Below are 17,961 nucleotides of genomic sequence, written 5' to 3' on the forward strand. Positions count from 1 at the left end.
AAGCCGCTCCATGCAGTCCCATTCTATTTTCACTTTTTTGTTCGCAATCACGCATAAAAGTCCCGAAATGCGCATAAACACTTGCGATTCACGCATAAATTCTCCCAAAAACGCATAAAAATAATTTATGCGTGTTTAGGAGGATTTATGCTTCTTTCAACGAATTTATGCGTCAATATTCATTCGCACCTCACAATATTGAATAAATGATCGGTTTCCTTATACTTTTGATTTTCATAGTCCACTGAAAAATGATACAGGATGCTCTCATTTTCCTTAAATATATGGTTAACTGTGAAAATGCCTTTCCTCCCTTCACTCTCCCCGATTAAAACCTTCTGTGAGGCAGTATTTGTCCCCGTTGGTGTCAGATAAAAATACATTTTCTTAGTGTTTTTCGCTTGAACTCCAACAGTAAGTTCGTGTTCGCCTTCCGGAATGCATACCCATCCGTCTTTAACCTCAAAAGGAATGGTTTTGTATTCTACGATCTCAGGTTCCACCGAATTTGAATTAACAATTTGTTGTACACCTATTAGAGCTCCAAAAATGAAGAAGATAAGGATATCTCTTAGCAGCTTCAACTATATTCCCTCCATTGTTTTCATTGTTGCTTGAAGGATTCCCTATTTCAAATAGCGAATACGTCTATATCATACTTTTGAAGGAGGGAATCAATTGGAACAATTATTAAATGACCACTATCAACATGCCGTAACATTTCTAAAAACGAAGGCCCGGCCATTGGAAAAAGCCCTTTATGAATTTGAATTCGAAAATGGTAGTCGCGAGCAGGTTTTAGAGGAGCTTAAGGTTTATCAAAATGAAGATGGCGGTTTCGGCAAGGGACTTGAACCCGACTTCCGATGCGACGCTTCTTCAGCATTGGCGACAACAATCGGATTGCAGCTTTTGGCTCGAGTTGGGGCAGATGAATCGGATCCGATGGTGCAAAAGGCTATTCAATATGTGCTCCATACATTTAACGAGGAAAAGATGGGTTGGGAAATCGTACCGGAGGAAGTGGAGACCGCACCACGCGCCATTTGGTGGAATTACGGCGGTGATTGGCCCTGGGGAAATCCTAACGCTGAAATGACTGGTTTACTTCACCATTATAAAGGGCTTGTCCCATCTACCTTTTTGGATAAACTAACGGCTCACGCTTTTTCATACATCAACCAATTAGAGACAGATGATCATCATGAATTGCAATGTTTGGTGAAATTGATGAGAGCATTACCTTCTGAAGATGCAGAGAAGATTTCAGTTAGGGTACGCGAGACTGCACAAAAAAGCGTAACGACCGACCCAGAAAAATGGCATGGCTACTGCCTTCTCCCTCTTCAGGTCGTACCTTCTTCAAAGTCATTCTTATATGAGGAATTCAAAGACATCATTCCTGCAAACATCAAGCATCTCCTTGACACTCAAGCGGAAGATGGCAGCTGGAAACCGGCTTGGGAATGGGGACGGTTCGAAGATGTGTGGGAAATCGCAAAGCAGGAATGGAGCGGTGTACTTACACTTGATAATTTGAGGGTGTTGAGAGCATTTGAGTAAGGAAGTAGAACGGAATCAATATATAGAAACTGTGTTACATCAAATCCATATTGCTGTAAAGTCAACAATTGAAATAATGGACAAGTTAGACACAAGAGATTTAGAAATAAGACCTACAGAAAACAAGTTTTCCATTGGGCAGCTGATAGCCCACATATCGCTAATTTGTAAAGCAGACTTGCTTATTTCGGCCGAGGCTAGCGAGGAAGAGATGAGGAACTTTTATTCTTCAAATGCCCTTCACTCAATAGCTGAAATGAAAGAGGCTCTGCTTTCTAACTTTGCTTTATTGGAAAACCGATATCTCAGTTATACAGAGGAAGAGCTAATGCAAAAGATGGCTTCTTATTGGGGCGTATACTACACACGGTTTGAATGGCTATTAGAAATCTCTTCCCATCTTTATCATCACCGCGGACAGCTTCATGCCATGCTCGTGCATTGTGTTAGGAAAGATCCTGAAGTCGCGTTGTTTGATTAAATTTGTTTATAAAGCCTCCCGGCATATTCATCACCGGGAGGCGTTTCTTTCATAATTCCTGTAAAGCTATTTTCACTTCAGCATTCGCTTTCAGCACACCTCTAACCTGCACTGAAGCCAATGTCTGTTTTACAAGGTCCGCATCTACATCATCTGCAAACACTAACAATCCCGCAACTTTCACATCAATCTTCGTCCTTGAGTCACGAAGTTTTTCTAACTCTTTCTTTCCATATCGGACTACCCCAACGACATACGACTTCCTGATCACGATGTCTTTAACTTCATCCGAATGCGTTTCCAACTGACTTCGAATTGCAGTTCGAATGAAATCCGTTCTGTTGGAATAGAATCCTTGGTCGACCAATAAATCAACTTTCCCCAAATCGACAACGTTCATGTTGATTGTGATTTTTTCCGATTCAGCCATCCTTACCATCCCCTTCCTTTGGTATGAATATTATAGCACATTTACCATCCATATGGATGGTATACAGATGATAAATGATAAAATAAAAGAATGCCTGCGCAAGATTGAATCTGAAATTCAATCTTGTACAGACATTCTTTGCCCCTTATTACTATTCACAACTCGATATTATCACTCATCTCAAACACATCAAAAACATTTTTCTGTATGATCAGCGACATGATTTTGCCCTTTTTCTCAAAATAATGAACGTGGCCGACCCGCTTTTCTTCAAGCTCCGTCCAGCCCCATTTTTGAATTTCCTCCAAATAGTCTTCAGGCGGAGTACCCTCTTCATCCCCGATGCCCTTCAACTTATACTTCGCGGACTTCGCAATTTTCGTCGTGCAATCTTCCGGTTTCACTTCATAGGCATTTTTCGGAACTGGAAATCCTTCATTGATGACCGCCATCCGATAGCCATCTTCTTCCGTGTATTCATACGCACAACCAGTCATTATCACAGCGGCAACAAGCAGTATCGGTATCAATATTTGCCTCACCACGGCAACCCCCTCACGGACTTCACATCTGTTACCTTTAGAGTAATAGGAAAGTTACCGTTTGTCACTCGACGAAATTGTGACAACATGAATCTTTAACTGGACAGTTTGTTTTCGATTATTTCTCCCATAGTTCAATCCATCTTCCTTCTGGATCAGCAATCCAAACAAATGTCCCATATTCGCTTTTTTCTGGTTGTTTTAAAAGTGGGATTCCAATTTTCTCGAAATGTTTTAGCCAAGATTCGATATCTTCCACTTGAAAATTCAGCATTACAGATTGTTCCTTTGGAAAATAATCACTATCTTCTTTAAACAAAGAAAAGATTGTTTCGTTGTCTACTTCTGGTTTTAGAATCGTACCATTCCACTCTTCCATCGATAAACCAAGGGTTTCTTTATACCATCTTCCCAGTACATTAACGTCTTTTGTTCTCCAAAAGACACCACCGAAACCTTTAATTTTCATAATCCTAACCTCCTATTAAATAGTTCATTGTCACATAATCCAGTTCTTCTCTTTTTTACTCCTAATGCTGCATCCATAATTTCATCAAAGCCCTTCTGCCATCCCTTATGATAGTGAGCAGCCTCTTCCGGCCTGATCAGCATACGTTCCGACGATTCAAAACCTGCATCAAACGGCAATAATTCCGTTATATCCATCCTATAAAACACTTGGTAACCCACTTTTGGATAAGGACTGGATGGATTCCATAATGGATTTTCCTCATGATTCACTTCTATTGCGCCCAAAAGTGTCCAGTCCCCCGTCACATAAGCCTCCTCCATTACTTCACGAATGACACATGCTTCCACAGTCTCGCCATCTTCGATATGTCCTCCTGGAAAATCCCAACCACGATCATTCAAATTAACCAAGAGCAGCTGCCCCTCATAAAAACAAAAAGCATGGACACTTGTGATCAATTCCCTTTGCGGCATCAAATCTTTCATCCACATGAGCTTCAGTTTATGTCCGCCCCAATCGACATATATTCCCGTCACCAGGAATCCCTCATTTCCCCAAAGAATAACCTTCAAATAGCCTTCCCCCGTACGGGGCAAGCACTTCGTCGGTGATATTGATAATTCCTTCCCGATCACCGGTCTTATAAAATGAATGAAACGCACTTACAAACCGATTGGCAAAATCCTCGTCGTATTGTTTCAATGCACGGATAATCCACTTGGACGCACCGATCCATTTACCATTCGTCCGGAGTACAAATTCATGAATTGCTTCACCAAGTGTATTAGCGATGAAAAGCGCTTCCGCCTCATTTTGCGTGCCTAATAAATCGCCGAGTGCGTCCGTTAGCATATATCTCTTTGTTAACAAGGTCTGTTCAGACCAGGGGGCTGGTCCATTATTTAACAGCACCGCTGCTTCATTTTTGATGTTCGATAGAATTCCTGCATCCACTAAAACAATTCCTTCCGCCACCATTCGCGGCAAGGTGGGACGCGCTCTTTCTGCGTCTGTTTGAAAGTAGGTTTTATAGGAGGTCAAAGTATGTACGAATACTTCAATTGGCCAGTTGTATTCAATGCGGGATTCGCGATAGGCATTCTGAATTTGATTATCAAAAATTACGATATCCAAATCGGATGTAGGCGTCTCTTCTCCCCTCACAACGCTTCCCGCAAGGACTGCAGCTTGACACTGAGGGTAATATTCATCGACAAACCGGTTTGCTGCAAATAGTGCTTCCATCCTTTTCATCTTGGTTCCTCCAACCATTTTCGAGTCTTTATTTAATCAATCTCTTTACAATTTCCATAGGGCGAACATCCAACATTTCAAGCTTGTCAATAGGTATCCACATCGGCTTATAAATTCCCCTATTCCGATCTGCCTCATATTCCTCACCTTTTCCCGCACCAAATGTCCCTCCGACAATCGTTGAAAGAAAAAAATGCTGAGTCCCATTATTATTCACAGTTCCAATAAGCGTCTGTATTTCAATTTGTACACCTAACTCTTCCATCGCCTCCCGGACGGTTGCTTCCTCAGGGCTTTCCCCGTCCTCAATTCCACCGCCAGGAAAAACGTAATATTCCGTTCCATCGCGAATCCTCTGAATGACTGCCACCATATCTTCTTTAATAATTACAGCAGTTCCTCGATTTCTCAGTTTCAAAACGTCACTTCCTCACATACTCAATCAACCAGCAATCCCGGTACTCTCCCTCATGCCATTCATGCTTCGGCAGGAGCTTCACCTTCTTGAATCCGCACTTTTCATAACAACGAATTGCCCGCTCATTCCAAACTTGCGGATCCATGACAATTCGGTCTGCATTTTTTTCATGCAACAAATATGTAACTATCATTTCGACAAGTTGCGTTCCAATTCCTTTATTCCAATAAGCTGGTTCGCCAATGAACTGGTCCATCCCGTAAAGGATTTCCAACGTATCGGCATATCCATAAATAAATCTTTCTTTATCTCCGACTGGATAAAACTGCACAAATCCAATCGGCTCCTCATCGTATAAAATGAGGCATCTTGTTTCACCATCCGCTTCCCCGTAAAAACCCTCTTCTACTTGGGCGAGGTCCAACGGCCGATCCCGCCCCTCATAATATTGCAATACCTCCGGATCGGACAACCATTTGACCAAAAGGATTTTATCTTCATGAACCAATTCCCGAATCGCCACACGACTGTGTTTTGTTAACATCTATACACCTCTTGATTTTTTTCAATCAATGGACTTTGTAATTTTGAAAACTATGCTATTAGTCTCGCATTATACCATACGCACGTTCCTGATTACCAAATAATTCACACTTGAGGGATAATAATTAATGCAACAAAAAAACAGCACCGTTTTTACAGTGCTGCTTCCCAATCACTTTGCCAACAGACCTTGAATCCATCTACTTAACGTCCCTTTATCCACAAACGGCGCTAATTCCGCAATAGTTTCCGGAGCAAATTTGCTCATATCCATCCGATCCACAATCCTGCTCAAAACTTCCCTGTCAATGAAAGGTGCAAGGGAAATTAGGCGACTTGAGTCCAATTCACCCTCTTTAATTTGTTCAGCTAATCGATTCAACATTGCTCGGCTGCAAAATGGAGCTAATCTGACGACAAATGCCCATTCCAAATCCTCATTTACAGCCCTCTCAATCAATTTATCTACACTTTCTCTTCCGATAAACGGAGCTAACTTGATAACGGCATCATAATCCACATTATCCGTAACAGCCTTATCAAGTAAATCCCCTAAGGCTTCTCTGCTAACAAAAGGGGCCAATTTCCCAATCTGCTCCAATTCAACGCCATCATCCATCGCCTGAATCACGAGCCTATCCAATGATTCCCTTCTCACAAACGGAGCCAGCCGAACTAAGGCATTAAAATCCACCCCGTCCGTAATAGCCTTTTCCAACAATTGCCCCAACGCTTCACTGCTGATAAATGGAGCTAATTTGCCGATCAACTCTATTTCAACACTTTCCTCCGCCGCTTGAAGCACAAGTCCATCCAACAACTCAGTTTCCACAAAAGGTGCCAGCCTCACAATCATATCCTGATTGAATAAGCTTTTATCAACTTTTTCCGTCACTGCGGCTAACTCACTCGCTTTTAATAAAGGAGCTACTTCAATTAATTCATCTATTTCTGCTTCTCCCGTATTAATCATTTCCGCGACTTCTTCCCGTCGGTCTTCAGAAAACCCCTTCATGATACGGCCAAGATTATGGACATACACCGAATCCTCCTTCTCGGCACCCCCATTCATCAACTCATCCACCGACACTCCAAAAGCCTGTCCGATGTTCATCAATGTCCCAAGGTCCGGCAATGATTCTCCGCGTTCCCATTTAGAAACAGCCTGATGACTCACATTCAACCGATCCGCCATCTCCACCTGCGTCCAATCCTGCTCTTTTCGTAGTTTTGAAATATAACTCCCAATCTTTCGTGTATCCAACATCCAAACCAACCTCCCCAATAATTTTCAGCGCGCACTGTTAACTTCAGCGTAGCATATTGCTCCCAAACCGCCTATCAACTATTGGTTGAATGTTAGATTCTACTTGTGGTGGAATAGAATCAATCAAAAACAGTTTCCTTTTCAGGATCCCTTAAGAATTCAAACATAGTTGTGATTTGAGACTCGGTATTTCGATTTATAGAAAGCGGAGGTAAATTGTTCTTAGAAAAGAACTTAACTTGATTCGTTTCCGGTCCTACAGCAGGCTCCCCTCCAATAATTTCACACAAAATGAAAACCTTATAATAATGGTATGGTTCTGGAGGATGAGGATGCTTGTTTTTATCTAATAAGGCAATTAATTTTACTGGGATTACATCATATCCAGATTCCTCTTTAATCTCCTTTACTACATTCTCTGTAGGTGACAATTCAATGTCGCAAAATCCGCCCGGCAAAGCCCATTTATCATCTATCTTTTCTCTCACCATTAAGAGCTGATCATTTTTAAAAACGACACCTCGAACATCAACTTTTGGTGTTTGATAGCCCGTTTCATTCGTAAATAAGCCTTCAATTTTATTCATTTCAAGATTGGTATACTCCGCTATTATCTCAACACTAATTTTTCGTAACTCCTCGTAACGCTCTATATCATAAATATCCTTTGAAAAGGCTAACCCAGACTGAGACAATGCCTGAATTCTTTTGGCCCAATTCAACCACTGCGTACTCATTTGACTCCCGCCTTTACATAATTCTCAAATTCCGCCACGCTACTTATCAGCAAATTTGGTTGTTCACCAAATGACACAGTTTGATATTCAGGGAGCCACTGTACACCAATTGTAAAAACATTAGCTTGCACACCGGCAATTATATCCGCGTCGCTATCCCCAACAAAGATCGCTTCAGAACTATCCACTTTTAGTAAAGATAAGGCTGTCATAAGCCCTTCTGGATCAGGTTTAGGCTTACATACATCATCGCCCGTAATGATTACATCGAATAACCCTTCCATATCTAATTTTTCCAAGGAGATGTCTAAGCTTCTTTTTGCCTTACCTGTGAAAATCCCCAACTTTATATCCATTCCTTTTAGAAAAGTAACCATTTTATGTATGTCTTGATTAGCTTCCACCAAGTCCATATGAAACTCTGAATATTGTTGGTAGAAATATTCGATTGCCTCTTCTTTACGAGCGCTTAAAAGATTCTTTCTAAGAATGCCAACTTCGGAAGGACCAAACATACCTATAATTTCATTTGGCGTAATTTCCCTATTATCGTATTTCTTAAAGACGCTTTGAAATGCGTAATAACAAATCGGTAATGTATTCGCCAATGTCCCATCAAAATCAAATATAATTGCTTTCATTATTAATTCCCCCTATACTCGACCTTCTTTTTTGCCTAAAGAGATCCCTCGATTTGTAACCTGCACTCAATTCATCTCTCCTTTTCCGATTTCTTTGCAAATGAATTCCACAACCTTATCTATCCCAATATCTTCAGTCGGTATAAATTGACCGAAATGCGGATCTTCAAATCCTGCGAGGCATTTATCCGTTTGTTCAAAGCACCAATTTCCTTGCTCTTCACCGCGTTCGATAAGCCTCTGATGAATCGTTTCCTTTTGCGCAGTTAAACAGAAATGGTAGGTTTTCGGATCAATTTGTAAAAACCCATCGTGAATCGTGTTGAAATACTCTTTATTATAAATCGTCATCGGCACGATCAAATCCTTGCCATATGTTCCTTGTAGCTGTCTTGCCACTCCAACAGTCAACGGTTTCCACATGTCTAAGTCCTGAAAATCTCCGGTCTGCTCATGTTCCAATCTCACATCTTCCGATATGATATGCCTTAACATGAAGCCGACTTCTTCCGGATCAAACAGCATCGCCCCGTCGAGCTTGCGCAGCAATTCATTCGCCACAGACGTCTTCCCTACCCCGAACGCTCCATTGATCATCACAATCATTTCCTGTCCTCCCTCATATGTAAATAATGGTTCACTTGTAACCCAATCTACCTTTAATTCAACAAGTATTCTCTATTCTCCTTCATTACTGGCCTCTTGTACGAGAGAATGGACCCTGAAATGGAATGAATGGACCCTTGTGCGAGAGAATAGACCTTGAACTGAAATGAATGGACCCTTGTGCGAGAGAATGGACCTTGAACTGAAAAGAATGGGCCTTTGTACGAAATAATGGACCTTGAAACCGAATGCAACTGACCGCCGTTTTTCTGCAACTGACAGTAGAAATATTGCCGGTCATCGAAAACCGGCATACGAATCCGGAGCTTCCGTATATAGTAAGTTTACGAAGAACAACAACGGAGGGATTCGGAATGGAAATTGTGCGCGTCAACAATTTGAAAAAAGCGTATGGGGATAACAAAGTGTTAAGGGGAATCGATTTTAAAGCAAATGCAGGAGAAGTTATTGGAGTCATCGGTAAAAACGGGGCTGGCAAATCGACATTTCTTGAAATCCTGATGACACTGAAGCCGTACGACTCAGGGAATGTTTTATTGTTTGGTAAAGAACTTAACGGTTTATCCACTAATCAGCTTGAGCATATAAGAAAAGACATTTCGGCTGTTTTGCAGCCAACACAGTTTTACAAGACTTTAAAAGTTGTCGAACTGCTGAAGTTGTTCAAAGCATATTACAAATCACCGGTTGATATCGAACAGATCATCACAGATTTCAAACTTCAACCGCACCGGAAGAAATACTTTGATAAACTATCCGGCGGATGGAAGCAAATCGTCAGCTTGGCAATCGCTTTTTTATCCGAACCGAAAATGCTAATTTTAGATGAACCGACTACCGGGCTCGACCCGCATATGCGAAATATGCTTTGGTTGTATATTACTGATTACAACAAACGTACAGGCGGGACGGTCATTTTGACGACACATAATATGGATGAAGTCGAACTGTATTGCGACAAGGTGATGCTACTGAATGACGGCATTAATGAAATGTTCGATACGACGGAATGGATTTTATCCACCGGCTATAAATCAATCAATGACTTTTACCTTTCAAAGGTATCCATTTAAGGAGGAATTCATATGTTAGCGACTCAATTGAAATACGACTTACTCATGTTTACACGCGAGATCTTTTATATGGTATTCACAATCATCATACCCCCGGTCACTTACCTATTCATGGGGCAGCTTTTCGGGGACGCCATGTATGCAGGGAATCTTAGTTATGCCGAAACGTACACCCCTTCTTTCATTCTTCTAATCACATTCGGGGTGGTCTTTTTCGCTTTCGGATTCGACCAAGTGATGAACCGTACGACTGGAGTTGAAAAGCGAATTAATTTAACGCCCGTCTCAAAAAGAACATTGCTTGTTTCAAACATAATTAGATCCATCATCATTACAAGCTTCGGGTATTTCCTAATTTTCTTCATTGGAATGATTGCGTATGACCTTTCATTTCAACCTGCAAATTTCATAATAGCATTCATGACGTTCATGTTATTCAATGCGGCATTGCTCATCATTTCTTCAGCAATCTATTCTTTATTCACAAGCATGAATGGTGCGCTCGTATTCTCCATCGTCATTTTTCAAGTCGTCATGTTCACTGGCGGATTCACGATGCCAATCGACATGATGCCAAAATTCGTGCAAGTCATTGCGGATTTTAATCCTGTCTATCATATGAATCAATTATTCATTGCCGTCTGGAATGGACAGTTCCAAGTCGATAACAGCTCTCTTCTATCAAGTGGTTTTATTATCGGCTGTGTAGTTGCATCGCTCGGTGTGCTTCGCTTAGTTAATAAAGTAAGAAAATAAGTTCTCCCGAATGGTATTATATGGTCAGGGGGGATGGACGAAATGAAAGTTACATTGGACATCGACAGTGATTATGAAGAGACGAAAGTGACCATCCAGTGCAATGAAGTGGATGATTCGATAAAGGATATCCTAGATTTTTTGAAGGGAAAGAAAACAGAGTTTCTCGTTGGGCGGGATGGCGAGATGCAGCATATTCTGAAACCCGATGAGATTTACTATTTCCATACGGAAAAGGAAGGCGTCATGGCCGTCACGGCTTCCGGCTCCTATTCATTGAAAGAGAAATTGTATGAACTGGAGGAAATGCTGCCTGCTGCGAAATTCATCAGGTTATCGAAATCGGTCATCGCTAACTTGCATGAACTAAGCCGTTTTGAAGCCTCTTTTAACGGGACATTGGTCGTCCATTTCAAATCAGGGACGAAGGAATATGTATCAAGGACGTATGTGAGTGGCATAAAGGAAGCATTGAAAATGAACAGGAGGAAAAACGGATGAAGTCGTTTATGACGAGAAGCATATTAGGCATCTTTTTCGGATCATTCTTAGGGATAGTTACAATCTTGGCTGTTGTTTATATTGGCAGAAACGAAACGTTAGATGCAGCAATCCTTGCGAAAAACATGCTCGGCACTGTGTTCTGCGGCTGGTTTTTCTCAGTGACCCCATTACTGTTTGAGAATGAAAAACTGACATTAATAGTGCAAACAACCTTGCATTTCCTCAGCGTCACCGTTTTGTATTTCATCGTCGCGTTTGTTATCGGATGGATTCCGTTCACAGTGAAAGGATTCCTTGGTATGCTCGGTATTTTCATTGCGTTCTATGCCATCATTTGGTTCGCCTTTTACATGTATTTCAAGAAACAGGCAGAGAAATTGAATGAGGAGCTAAGGGGGTTGTAATCCCTCGCTCCCATTTTTATCCAAACCCGCCGATTAACCGGACCGCCATATAGACCGCAACTCCCCAAACGACGAATGCGGAGACTTTATTCAAAACACCTATGAATCTTCCACCTGTATCCATCTTACCAAGTAGCCTTCCTGCAAGTGCGAGCCCGAAAAACCAACACCATGAAATGATGATTGTCGTCAACGTGAACGCGAAACGAGCATCCCCTGAATAACTCAATGCGTTCGATCCGATGACACCGATCGTATCAAGGATTGCATGAGGGTTCAATAAAGACACCGAGGCAGCGAACATGATTTGCTTTTTAGGAGAAAACCGTTCCCCTTCCGGTGTTGCCGAGGGTGGAGTACTTCTCCAAAGGGAAATTCCGATAAAAATTAAAAATAGGATTCCTACCGCAAAAATAATCGTTTCCAGCCAGTGGAATGTCAAGATGAGCAAAGATACTCCCGATACAGCCGCCACTATCAAAATCGTATCGCAAATTCCCGCGGTAACTACGACTGGAAGTGCTCTTACTAACCTCGGTTGCAATGCACCTTGATTGAACACAAACACATTTTGAGCACCCAATGGTAAAATTAGCCCCAAGGCCAAGACGGCGCCATGCAAAACAGCCTCGATCATCCACTCTCCCCCTTTTCTCTCTCTTTCTATCTATTGAACGGTTTTCTTCCGTGATTTGCAAAAAAACCACCTCCGCGTGGGAGATGGTTTTGTCCTTATTTCAACTTCTGTAAAATAACGACTTTCAAATAATTGAATTCAGGGAAATCACGGTTAGTACGGAAATCCTTCGGCAATGAAGACTCCTCAAGTATCTTATAGCGTGAATTAGCATCCGCAAAACCTTTATCGATAAACGACTTGAACTTCTTCATGCTGAAGCTTGCGTTATTCGTCGAAGCGATAATGATACCGTTCTTTTCTGTGAGCGCAACAGCGTCCATTATCAATGCAGGATAATCCTTCGCTGTACTGAATGTGTATTTCTTTGATCTTGCAAAGCTTGGCGGATCAAGTACGACCACATCAAACTTCAACTCATGGCGTTTCGCATAACGGAAATATTCGAACACATCCATCACTTGGATGTTTTGTGCTTCGTAATCAATACCGTTTACGCTGAATTGCTCAATCGTCTTCGGCAAACTGCGCTTTGCTAAATCGACGCTCGTCGTCTCGCGTGCACCGCCAAGGACCGCTGCGACCGAAAATGCACCAGTGTATGAAAATGTATTCAACACATGCTTGCCTTCTGAGTAGTTGTCGCGCAACGCTTTCCGAACATCGCGTTGGTCAAGGAAAATCCCGGTCATTGCGCCATCATTCAAATCGACAGCAAAGTTCATGCCGTTTTCCTTTACGATGATCGGGAAATCGCCAGGAGTCCCCTTCACGAAGTCATCCTGCTCGATGTATTGACCTTTCGTATCGAATCGCTTTTTCTCATAGATCGCCTTATAGCCAACAAGCTTGTCCAGTACACCATACACATGATGCTTCATGGAATAAATTCCTTCACTGTACCAGCTAACCATGTAATAGCCGTCAAAGAAATCAATCGTTAAACCACCGATACCATCACCTTCACCGTTAAAGACACGGTATGCAGTCGTCTCACTATCTTCGAAGAATGATTCACGTCTTGACAAAGCCGCTGAAATCTTCGACTCGAAAAATGCAAAGTCAATCTCCTCGTCGTCATCCCTTGTCAATACCCAGCCGACCCCTTTGTTTTGATTGCCATAATAGCCTTTCGCGACAAACTTTCGGTATTTATCGACCAAGCGGATGAGCGTGCCTTCCTCTTTCAACACTTCCGGATTCACCACAGCGTCTTTTAAAATGAGTGGATATCCTTTCTTAAACGCCGCTATACTTTGTGCATTTACTTGTACATCTATTGTTTTCGTCATCGTGTCATCCTTTTTTTCGTCTTTTTTTCATTATCGCACTAAAATTGTGCAAAAGCGAATGGCGCCTGCTTAGGGGCGACAGGCATAAGGCAAAGATGAGGCGTGGCGATCTTTGCCACAGAACAGCTTTGACTTATGACCCCGAGCCCCTGGCGCCAGTAGCTGGATGTAAAAAAAGCTTCCCATAATGGAGAAGCTTTCATTCAAGCAAGCAGACGAAACGCTAAACTTTTCAAAAGTCCCATGCGTATTGGACGTTCCACTTGCGGCTCTCTTACTTTATCTAAATAAGTCTTTAAATCGCCTTCATAAATTAGCTCTAAATGCGGCAGGCATGTCAAATGATGCGGCATCGTCAGGTAAGGTGTTGTCAGGAGACGGTGCGTTTCACTCTCCTGCATGACTGTTGCCACGAATTGCGAACAAAAGAATGCTCTTTCACGACGGATTTCTCTATTCAAAGCCACTCCGAACAAGCCGATAAAATTATATTTATAATTGCTTTGATTCAACTCAAACTGAACGATTTTGTCACGAATTCGTGTATATGCATCAGCTGATACTTCACACCGATACACAGCGCAATCAGCATCCTGAAAAATGCCTTCTGCCACATTTTCTCGTACGAATCCACCGATGAACGGATTATATTGCTGTTTCCGTCCGAAACTGTATATTTCCATCAATTGCTCGTCAAATGCGATTGAGGCATGATTCAAATCCTTACGTGTATACATACCTATTGCCTTTGACAACAATGTCCCTGTGTCAGTAAGTACTATATATATTGTTTTTTCCATCTCCCCAACCCCTAACTCATCTCTGTCTACAAGTATGTACAATTTTTTCCGGAAGCTAAACCGTCTGCAGTAGGAAACATCCTAAGACTAAAGTTGTATGTAGGCATGATGCTTGAGCGGACAGTTATGCTTATCTATATCTATTATACGTTTGAACCCCACTTGGAGTTTCACTTCACTGAAGATTTTCAATTCTTAAACGCAAATGATGTGAGATAAAAAGCTGCTGACCTGTTAGTGGTTTTCCTATTATACTACTTATCGTGAAAACAATCTCCTGTTTTTTTAAAAAAATAAAAACACCGTAAGAATAGCTTCCTACGGCATTTTTATCGGTTAATTCTTCTCCGCATATACTTTCATCGCGTCTCGCATGAAAACGGACAATCCTTCCCCGAATTGGTCAATATTCTTCATGAATCGCTCGTCTGCGACATACATTTCACCTAAACCAGCAAATGCCTCCAATGAATAGTCGGCAATTTTATTCAAAAATGTGTACCAATCGGCAATTGCTGCCTGTGCTTCGACTGAAGCTGGATTAGTACCACGCAGTGCCGCTAAGACGGAATAAATTCGGTTCATCTCCTGTTGTTCTTTCTCGCCAAACTGGGCAACGTTTTTGTTCGCCTTGTCGACCGCTTCATCCCCCCACCGATCCCGCGCTTCTTGCTCATATGGATTCGAACTGAAGTCGAACCCTTTAAATTTCTCTTCGTTTGTCATTGTCCTTTCTCCTCTCTCAGATTGGAGCGTGTTGTCAATCGTCTCAATCATCGTCTCCAATTGCTTGCGTTTCGCCACTAACATGTCGCGTTGCAGCTCGAACGCCTCCAAGCGGTTAAACGAAGGACTATCCAATAGCTCCTTAATTTTCTTCAAAGGGAAGCCAACTTCACGAAAGAATAAAATTTGCTGGAGGGTTGTCAAGTTCTCATTAGAATAAACCCGATAACCCGCCTCCGTCACTTCGTCCGGTACAAGTAAACCGATTTCATCATAATGATGAAGCGTACGCACACTCACACCGGTCAAATCTGCAACTTCTTTCACTTTCATACTCCCCGCCTCCCTTCACTATTGACTATAGAGCATGACGTAACGTGAGAGTCAATACTAATGTATGAAGCAACCTTACTTTTAGTAAAACGTCCATCTATTAAACATAGACATATATCGACAATATTATTAAAATTCCGTATACTAATAGGGAATTAATAAAATGGTGGTGAGAAAGATCTTTTACCTATTGGCATTTATAACATCACTTCTTCTTGTATATGGGTTAATCCCTCCACTACGAAAGCTTGCTTTCCATCTTGATTTTGTGGACAAGCCGCAGGAAAATGTCGAACGAAAATTGCACCGAAAACCAATTCCACTAACAGCAAGTTATGCACTATTCATTGGTTTTTTTTCCGTCTATCTACTATTCACTAAGGAGTTTACTTGGGAAACCGGCGCAATATTTGTGGGCGGTGTGTTGCTTTTAACTATCGGGACTGTCGACGACTGGTTCAAGACAAAGGGGAAAGATTTCCCGGCATTCCCCAAATTCATAGTACAAGTATCCGCAGCAATCTTAGTTTTTGCGTCGGGCATAACATTTAATGGATTTGTAAATCCACTATCAGGTGAATATGTCACCCTCCCATTCATCCTTCAGTTTATACTGACAATTTTATGGATATTTGGGGTAACGACGGTAATTAATTTTTCGGATGGCATGGATGGACTGGCGGGAGGATTAGTCTCGATATCTGCTGTTACTCTTTTCATTGTAGCCATTGCCAAAAATCAGCCCAATTCCGCCATGATGGCCATTGTGCTTGTTGGCATTACAGTTGCCTATTTACGCTTTAATAAGCCACCGGCCAAAATATTTATGGGAGATGCAGGTGCCAGCTTCCTTGGGTTTATGCTTGCAGTTATCGCCTTGGATGGAGCCTTTAAACAAGCAACTGTTCTATCATTGTTCATTCCCATTTTGGCATTGGGAGTGCCGATCTTCGATAATCTCTTTGTTGTAGTAAAAAGATATATGCAAGGTAAGTCAATTTACCAAGCGGACGCTAGCCAAATTCACTATCGGCTGTTGCGTGCCGGTCTGAAGCCTAAGCAAGTACTAGCCTTTTTGTTTTTGGCAAGTGCATGTCTATCTTTATCTTCGATTATTTTGTTACTCATACAGTTTTAATATATTTTTCCCACCACAATCTGGTGGGTCTTTTTATGTCGTCTGAAACAAAAAAAGACCCGGCTACAAGCCAGATCCCGTCTTACTCAATCGCCACCCAAACTTCTATCTCGTATCCTTTAGAACCTGAAGGATGGACGTATCGTTCAAATCCGTAGCTATGTCTAAGTTTCACATCCGGATTGCGCAACAATTCATTAAAAGCAGCTGGAATTGCTTCAATTCCACCTTCGACTGTCGCGACAATGAAGTTTCCGCTTGGAATGATTAATTCCTTTGTATTCGTAAACCCTTCTGCTAACTCCGATTTAACACCCGCCATGTAGTGATAATTTCCATTGCCCATTCCTAACGTGATTCCAAATGACTCCTCAGGCATAGCTCCTTTTTCCTGAATAACCCTGTTCAATTCATCCCATAGCTTCGGAATTTGTGTAACTGGCCCATTCACTTCATACCCTTTTACCGTGAATTGTTCAACTTTTTTAATGCGTGTCCCCATTGGTTCCATCCCTTTCTGAACTTACCTTATTCAATTGGCATCCAAATTTCGATTACGTCCTCTGAAACTCCTGCCGGATGGACATAGCGCTCAAAATCATAGCAATCTCTTAGTTTAATATCTTCCATTTGAATAATGTAATCATACGCAGCAGGGATTCCTGGAATTCCGCCTTCCACTGTTGCAACGATGAATTTGCCCGCTGGAATGATGACTTCTTTCGTATCCGGAAACCCTTCTGTTAACTCAGATTTCAGCCCCGCAATGTAATGGATAATGTCATTCTCCATCTTCAGGCAGACGCCAAATGATTCCTCTACGACAACATCGTTCTCATTGATTTCTTTAATCAACCGATCCCATTCTGCTGGAATTGCTGATACAGGCCCCACCACCTCATATCCTTTTACTGTAAACCTTTCGCTTTCAACGATACGTGTTTCCATGTCATTCTCCCCTTTGTTTAATAATTGATCAATTCCTTCCATCTTCCCTTGTAGCTCATTGATCTCCTGCTCAATTTCCCTCTTTCGGTGGAGCAACAACCGGTCCATCTGTTCATCCCCCTCTCGTAAAATGTCGGAAAGGGATACTCCAAAACTCCTCATTGTTCTGATTCGTATTAGTTGTTGCTGTTCCTTTTGTGAATAAAACCGGTATCCCGATTCGGGATTTACATAAGCAGGTTGGATAAGTCCAATTTCCTCATAATGCTTGATCGCCTTAACCGTCAACCCGACAAGATAGGCTGTTTTTCCGATTGATAGCATACCCTCCCTCCCCCTCTACGTATACTTTAAACCCGTCCCCAAGGGAGAGGT

General features: G+C 41.9%; 25 protein-coding genes. 7 read left to right on the top strand and 18 right to left on the bottom strand.

The features are described 5' to 3' along the window. Positions 1–179: 179 nt before the first annotated feature. Positions 180–584: a hypothetical protein gene (locus P5G49_RS02965; RefSeq protein WP_301241986.1), complete on the bottom strand. Its 405-nt coding sequence runs from the start codon at positions 582–584 to the stop codon at positions 180–182. A 94-nt stretch (positions 585–678) separates the two neighbouring features. Here P5G49_RS02965 and P5G49_RS02970 point away from each other — a divergent pair, with 94 nt between their 5' ends. Then, positions 679–1,563, top strand: a complete 885-nt coding sequence (locus P5G49_RS02970; RefSeq protein WP_301241987.1) for a hypothetical protein — start codon at positions 679–681, stop codon at positions 1,561–1,563. After that, on the top strand, positions 1,556–2,044 hold the full coding sequence (locus tag P5G49_RS02975) for a DinB family protein (RefSeq protein WP_301241988.1): 489 nt from the start codon (positions 1,556–1,558) through the stop codon (positions 2,042–2,044). The genes P5G49_RS02970 and P5G49_RS02975 overlap by 8 nt, the downstream gene beginning before the upstream one ends. Before the next feature lie 49 nt (positions 2,045–2,093). On the opposite strand, the gene P5G49_RS02980 is transcribed toward P5G49_RS02975, so the two are convergent. The 11 genes from P5G49_RS02980 to P5G49_RS03030 all read right to left on the bottom strand — a co-directional run bounded on the left by P5G49_RS02980 (position 2,094) and on the right by P5G49_RS03030 (position 8,954). Further along, positions 2,094–2,474: a CopG family transcriptional regulator gene (locus P5G49_RS02980; RefSeq protein ID WP_301241989.1), complete on the bottom strand. Its 381-nt coding sequence runs from the start codon at positions 2,472–2,474 to the stop codon at positions 2,094–2,096. Positions 2,475–2,629: 155 nt separating this feature from the next. Further along, positions 2,630–3,016 carry a hypothetical protein gene (locus P5G49_RS02985; RefSeq protein ID WP_301241990.1) on the bottom strand — a complete coding sequence of 129 codons (387 nt, stop codon included), beginning with the start codon at positions 3,014–3,016 and terminating at the stop codon, positions 2,630–2,632. A 118-nt stretch (positions 3,017–3,134) separates the two neighbouring features. Then, positions 3,135–3,485 (bottom strand): VOC family protein, encoded by a 351-nt coding sequence (locus tag P5G49_RS02990; protein WP_301241991.1) that lies wholly within the window; start codon positions 3,483–3,485, stop codon positions 3,135–3,137. After that, the gene (locus P5G49_RS02995) at positions 3,482–4,024 is read right to left on the bottom strand and encodes an NUDIX hydrolase (protein ID WP_301241992.1); all 543 of its coding nucleotides are present in this window, start codon (positions 4,022–4,024) and stop codon (positions 3,482–3,484) included. Before P5G49_RS02995 ends, P5G49_RS02990 begins: the two co-directional genes overlap by 4 nt. Before the next feature lie 10 nt (positions 4,025–4,034). Further along, complete coding sequence (locus P5G49_RS03000) at positions 4,035–4,742, bottom strand: nucleotidyltransferase domain-containing protein (protein ID WP_301241993.1); 708 nt, start codon at positions 4,740–4,742, stop codon at positions 4,035–4,037. A gap of 28 nt (positions 4,743–4,770) precedes the next feature. Then, positions 4,771–5,154: an NUDIX hydrolase gene (locus tag P5G49_RS03005; protein ID WP_301242277.1), complete on the bottom strand. Its 384-nt coding sequence runs from the start codon at positions 5,152–5,154 to the stop codon at positions 4,771–4,773. Positions 5,155–5,164: 10 nt separating this feature from the next. Then, positions 5,165–5,704, bottom strand: a complete 540-nt coding sequence (locus P5G49_RS03010) for a GNAT family N-acetyltransferase (RefSeq protein ID WP_301241994.1) — start codon at positions 5,702–5,704, stop codon at positions 5,165–5,167. Positions 5,705–5,875: 171 nt separating this feature from the next. Continuing rightward, positions 5,876–6,970: a helix-turn-helix domain-containing protein gene (locus tag P5G49_RS03015; protein WP_301241995.1), complete on the bottom strand. Its 1,095-nt coding sequence runs from the start codon at positions 6,968–6,970 to the stop codon at positions 5,876–5,878. Between the two features lie 119 nt (positions 6,971–7,089). Continuing rightward, positions 7,090–7,707, bottom strand: coding sequence for an NUDIX hydrolase (locus P5G49_RS03020; protein WP_301241996.1), 618 nt, complete (start codon positions 7,705–7,707; stop codon positions 7,090–7,092). After that, complete coding sequence (locus P5G49_RS03025; protein ID WP_301242278.1) at positions 7,704–8,351, bottom strand: HAD family hydrolase; 648 nt, start codon at positions 8,349–8,351, stop codon at positions 7,704–7,706. Before P5G49_RS03025 ends, P5G49_RS03020 begins: the two co-directional genes overlap by 4 nt. Before the next feature lie 63 nt (positions 8,352–8,414). Further along, positions 8,415–8,954: an AAA family ATPase gene (locus tag P5G49_RS03030; protein ID WP_301241997.1), complete on the bottom strand. Its 540-nt coding sequence runs from the start codon at positions 8,952–8,954 to the stop codon at positions 8,415–8,417. A gap of 374 nt (positions 8,955–9,328) precedes the next feature. Here P5G49_RS03030 and P5G49_RS03035 point away from each other — a divergent pair, with 374 nt between their 5' ends. From P5G49_RS03035 to P5G49_RS03050, 4 genes are read left to right on the top strand one after another with little or no spacing between them, the layout of a single operon-like run. Further along, positions 9,329–10,048 carry an ABC transporter ATP-binding protein gene (locus P5G49_RS03035; RefSeq protein ID WP_301241998.1) on the top strand — a complete coding sequence of 240 codons (720 nt, stop codon included), beginning with the start codon at positions 9,329–9,331 and terminating at the stop codon, positions 10,046–10,048. A 12-nt stretch (positions 10,049–10,060) separates the two neighbouring features. Further along, a complete protein-coding gene (locus P5G49_RS03040) occupies positions 10,061–10,804 on the top strand; it encodes an ABC transporter permease (protein WP_301241999.1) in 744 nt (247 codons plus the stop codon). A 42-nt stretch (positions 10,805–10,846) separates the two neighbouring features. Further along, positions 10,847–11,305, top strand: a complete 459-nt coding sequence (locus P5G49_RS03045) for a LytTR family DNA-binding domain-containing protein (RefSeq protein WP_301242000.1) — start codon at positions 10,847–10,849, stop codon at positions 11,303–11,305. Beyond that, a complete protein-coding gene (locus tag P5G49_RS03050; protein WP_301242001.1) occupies positions 11,302–11,712 on the top strand; it encodes a DUF3021 domain-containing protein in 411 nt (136 codons plus the stop codon). Before P5G49_RS03045 ends, P5G49_RS03050 begins: the two co-directional genes overlap by 4 nt. A 16-nt stretch (positions 11,713–11,728) precedes the next feature. On the opposite strand, the gene P5G49_RS03055 is transcribed toward P5G49_RS03050, so the two are convergent. From P5G49_RS03055 to P5G49_RS03070, 4 genes are all read right to left on the bottom strand, one after another. Next, positions 11,729–12,349, bottom strand: a complete 621-nt coding sequence (locus P5G49_RS03055) for a LysE/ArgO family amino acid transporter (protein WP_301242002.1) — start codon at positions 12,347–12,349, stop codon at positions 11,729–11,731. Between the two features lie 95 nt (positions 12,350–12,444). Next, on the bottom strand, positions 12,445–13,641 hold the full coding sequence (locus P5G49_RS03060) for a class I SAM-dependent rRNA methyltransferase (RefSeq protein WP_301242003.1): 1,197 nt from the start codon (positions 13,639–13,641) through the stop codon (positions 12,445–12,447). A gap of 203 nt (positions 13,642–13,844) precedes the next feature. After that, positions 13,845–14,441: a hypothetical protein gene (locus P5G49_RS03065; RefSeq protein ID WP_301242004.1), complete on the bottom strand. Its 597-nt coding sequence runs from the start codon at positions 14,439–14,441 to the stop codon at positions 13,845–13,847. Between the two features lie 336 nt (positions 14,442–14,777). After that, positions 14,778–15,500, bottom strand: a complete 723-nt coding sequence (locus tag P5G49_RS03070) for a MerR family transcriptional regulator (RefSeq protein WP_301242005.1) — start codon at positions 15,498–15,500, stop codon at positions 14,778–14,780. A gap of 163 nt (positions 15,501–15,663) precedes the next feature. Here P5G49_RS03070 and P5G49_RS03075 point away from each other — a divergent pair, with 163 nt between their 5' ends. After that, on the top strand, positions 15,664–16,638 hold the full coding sequence (locus P5G49_RS03075; protein ID WP_301242006.1) for an MraY family glycosyltransferase: 975 nt from the start codon (positions 15,664–15,666) through the stop codon (positions 16,636–16,638). A gap of 82 nt (positions 16,639–16,720) precedes the next feature. On the opposite strand, the gene P5G49_RS03080 is transcribed toward P5G49_RS03075, so the two are convergent. Further along, complete coding sequence (locus P5G49_RS03080) at positions 16,721–17,140, bottom strand: GyrI-like domain-containing protein (RefSeq protein ID WP_301242007.1); 420 nt, start codon at positions 17,138–17,140, stop codon at positions 16,721–16,723. A 26-nt stretch (positions 17,141–17,166) separates the two neighbouring features. Beyond that, positions 17,167–17,910, bottom strand: a complete 744-nt coding sequence (locus P5G49_RS03085; protein WP_301242008.1) for a GyrI-like domain-containing protein — start codon at positions 17,908–17,910, stop codon at positions 17,167–17,169. Positions 17,911–17,961: the final 51 nt, after the last annotated feature.

The organism is Sporosarcina highlanderae, assembly GCF_030433715.1.
In the GTDB taxonomy this organism is placed as follows: domain Bacteria; phylum Bacillota; class Bacilli; order Bacillales_A; family Planococcaceae; genus Sporosarcina; species Sporosarcina highlanderae.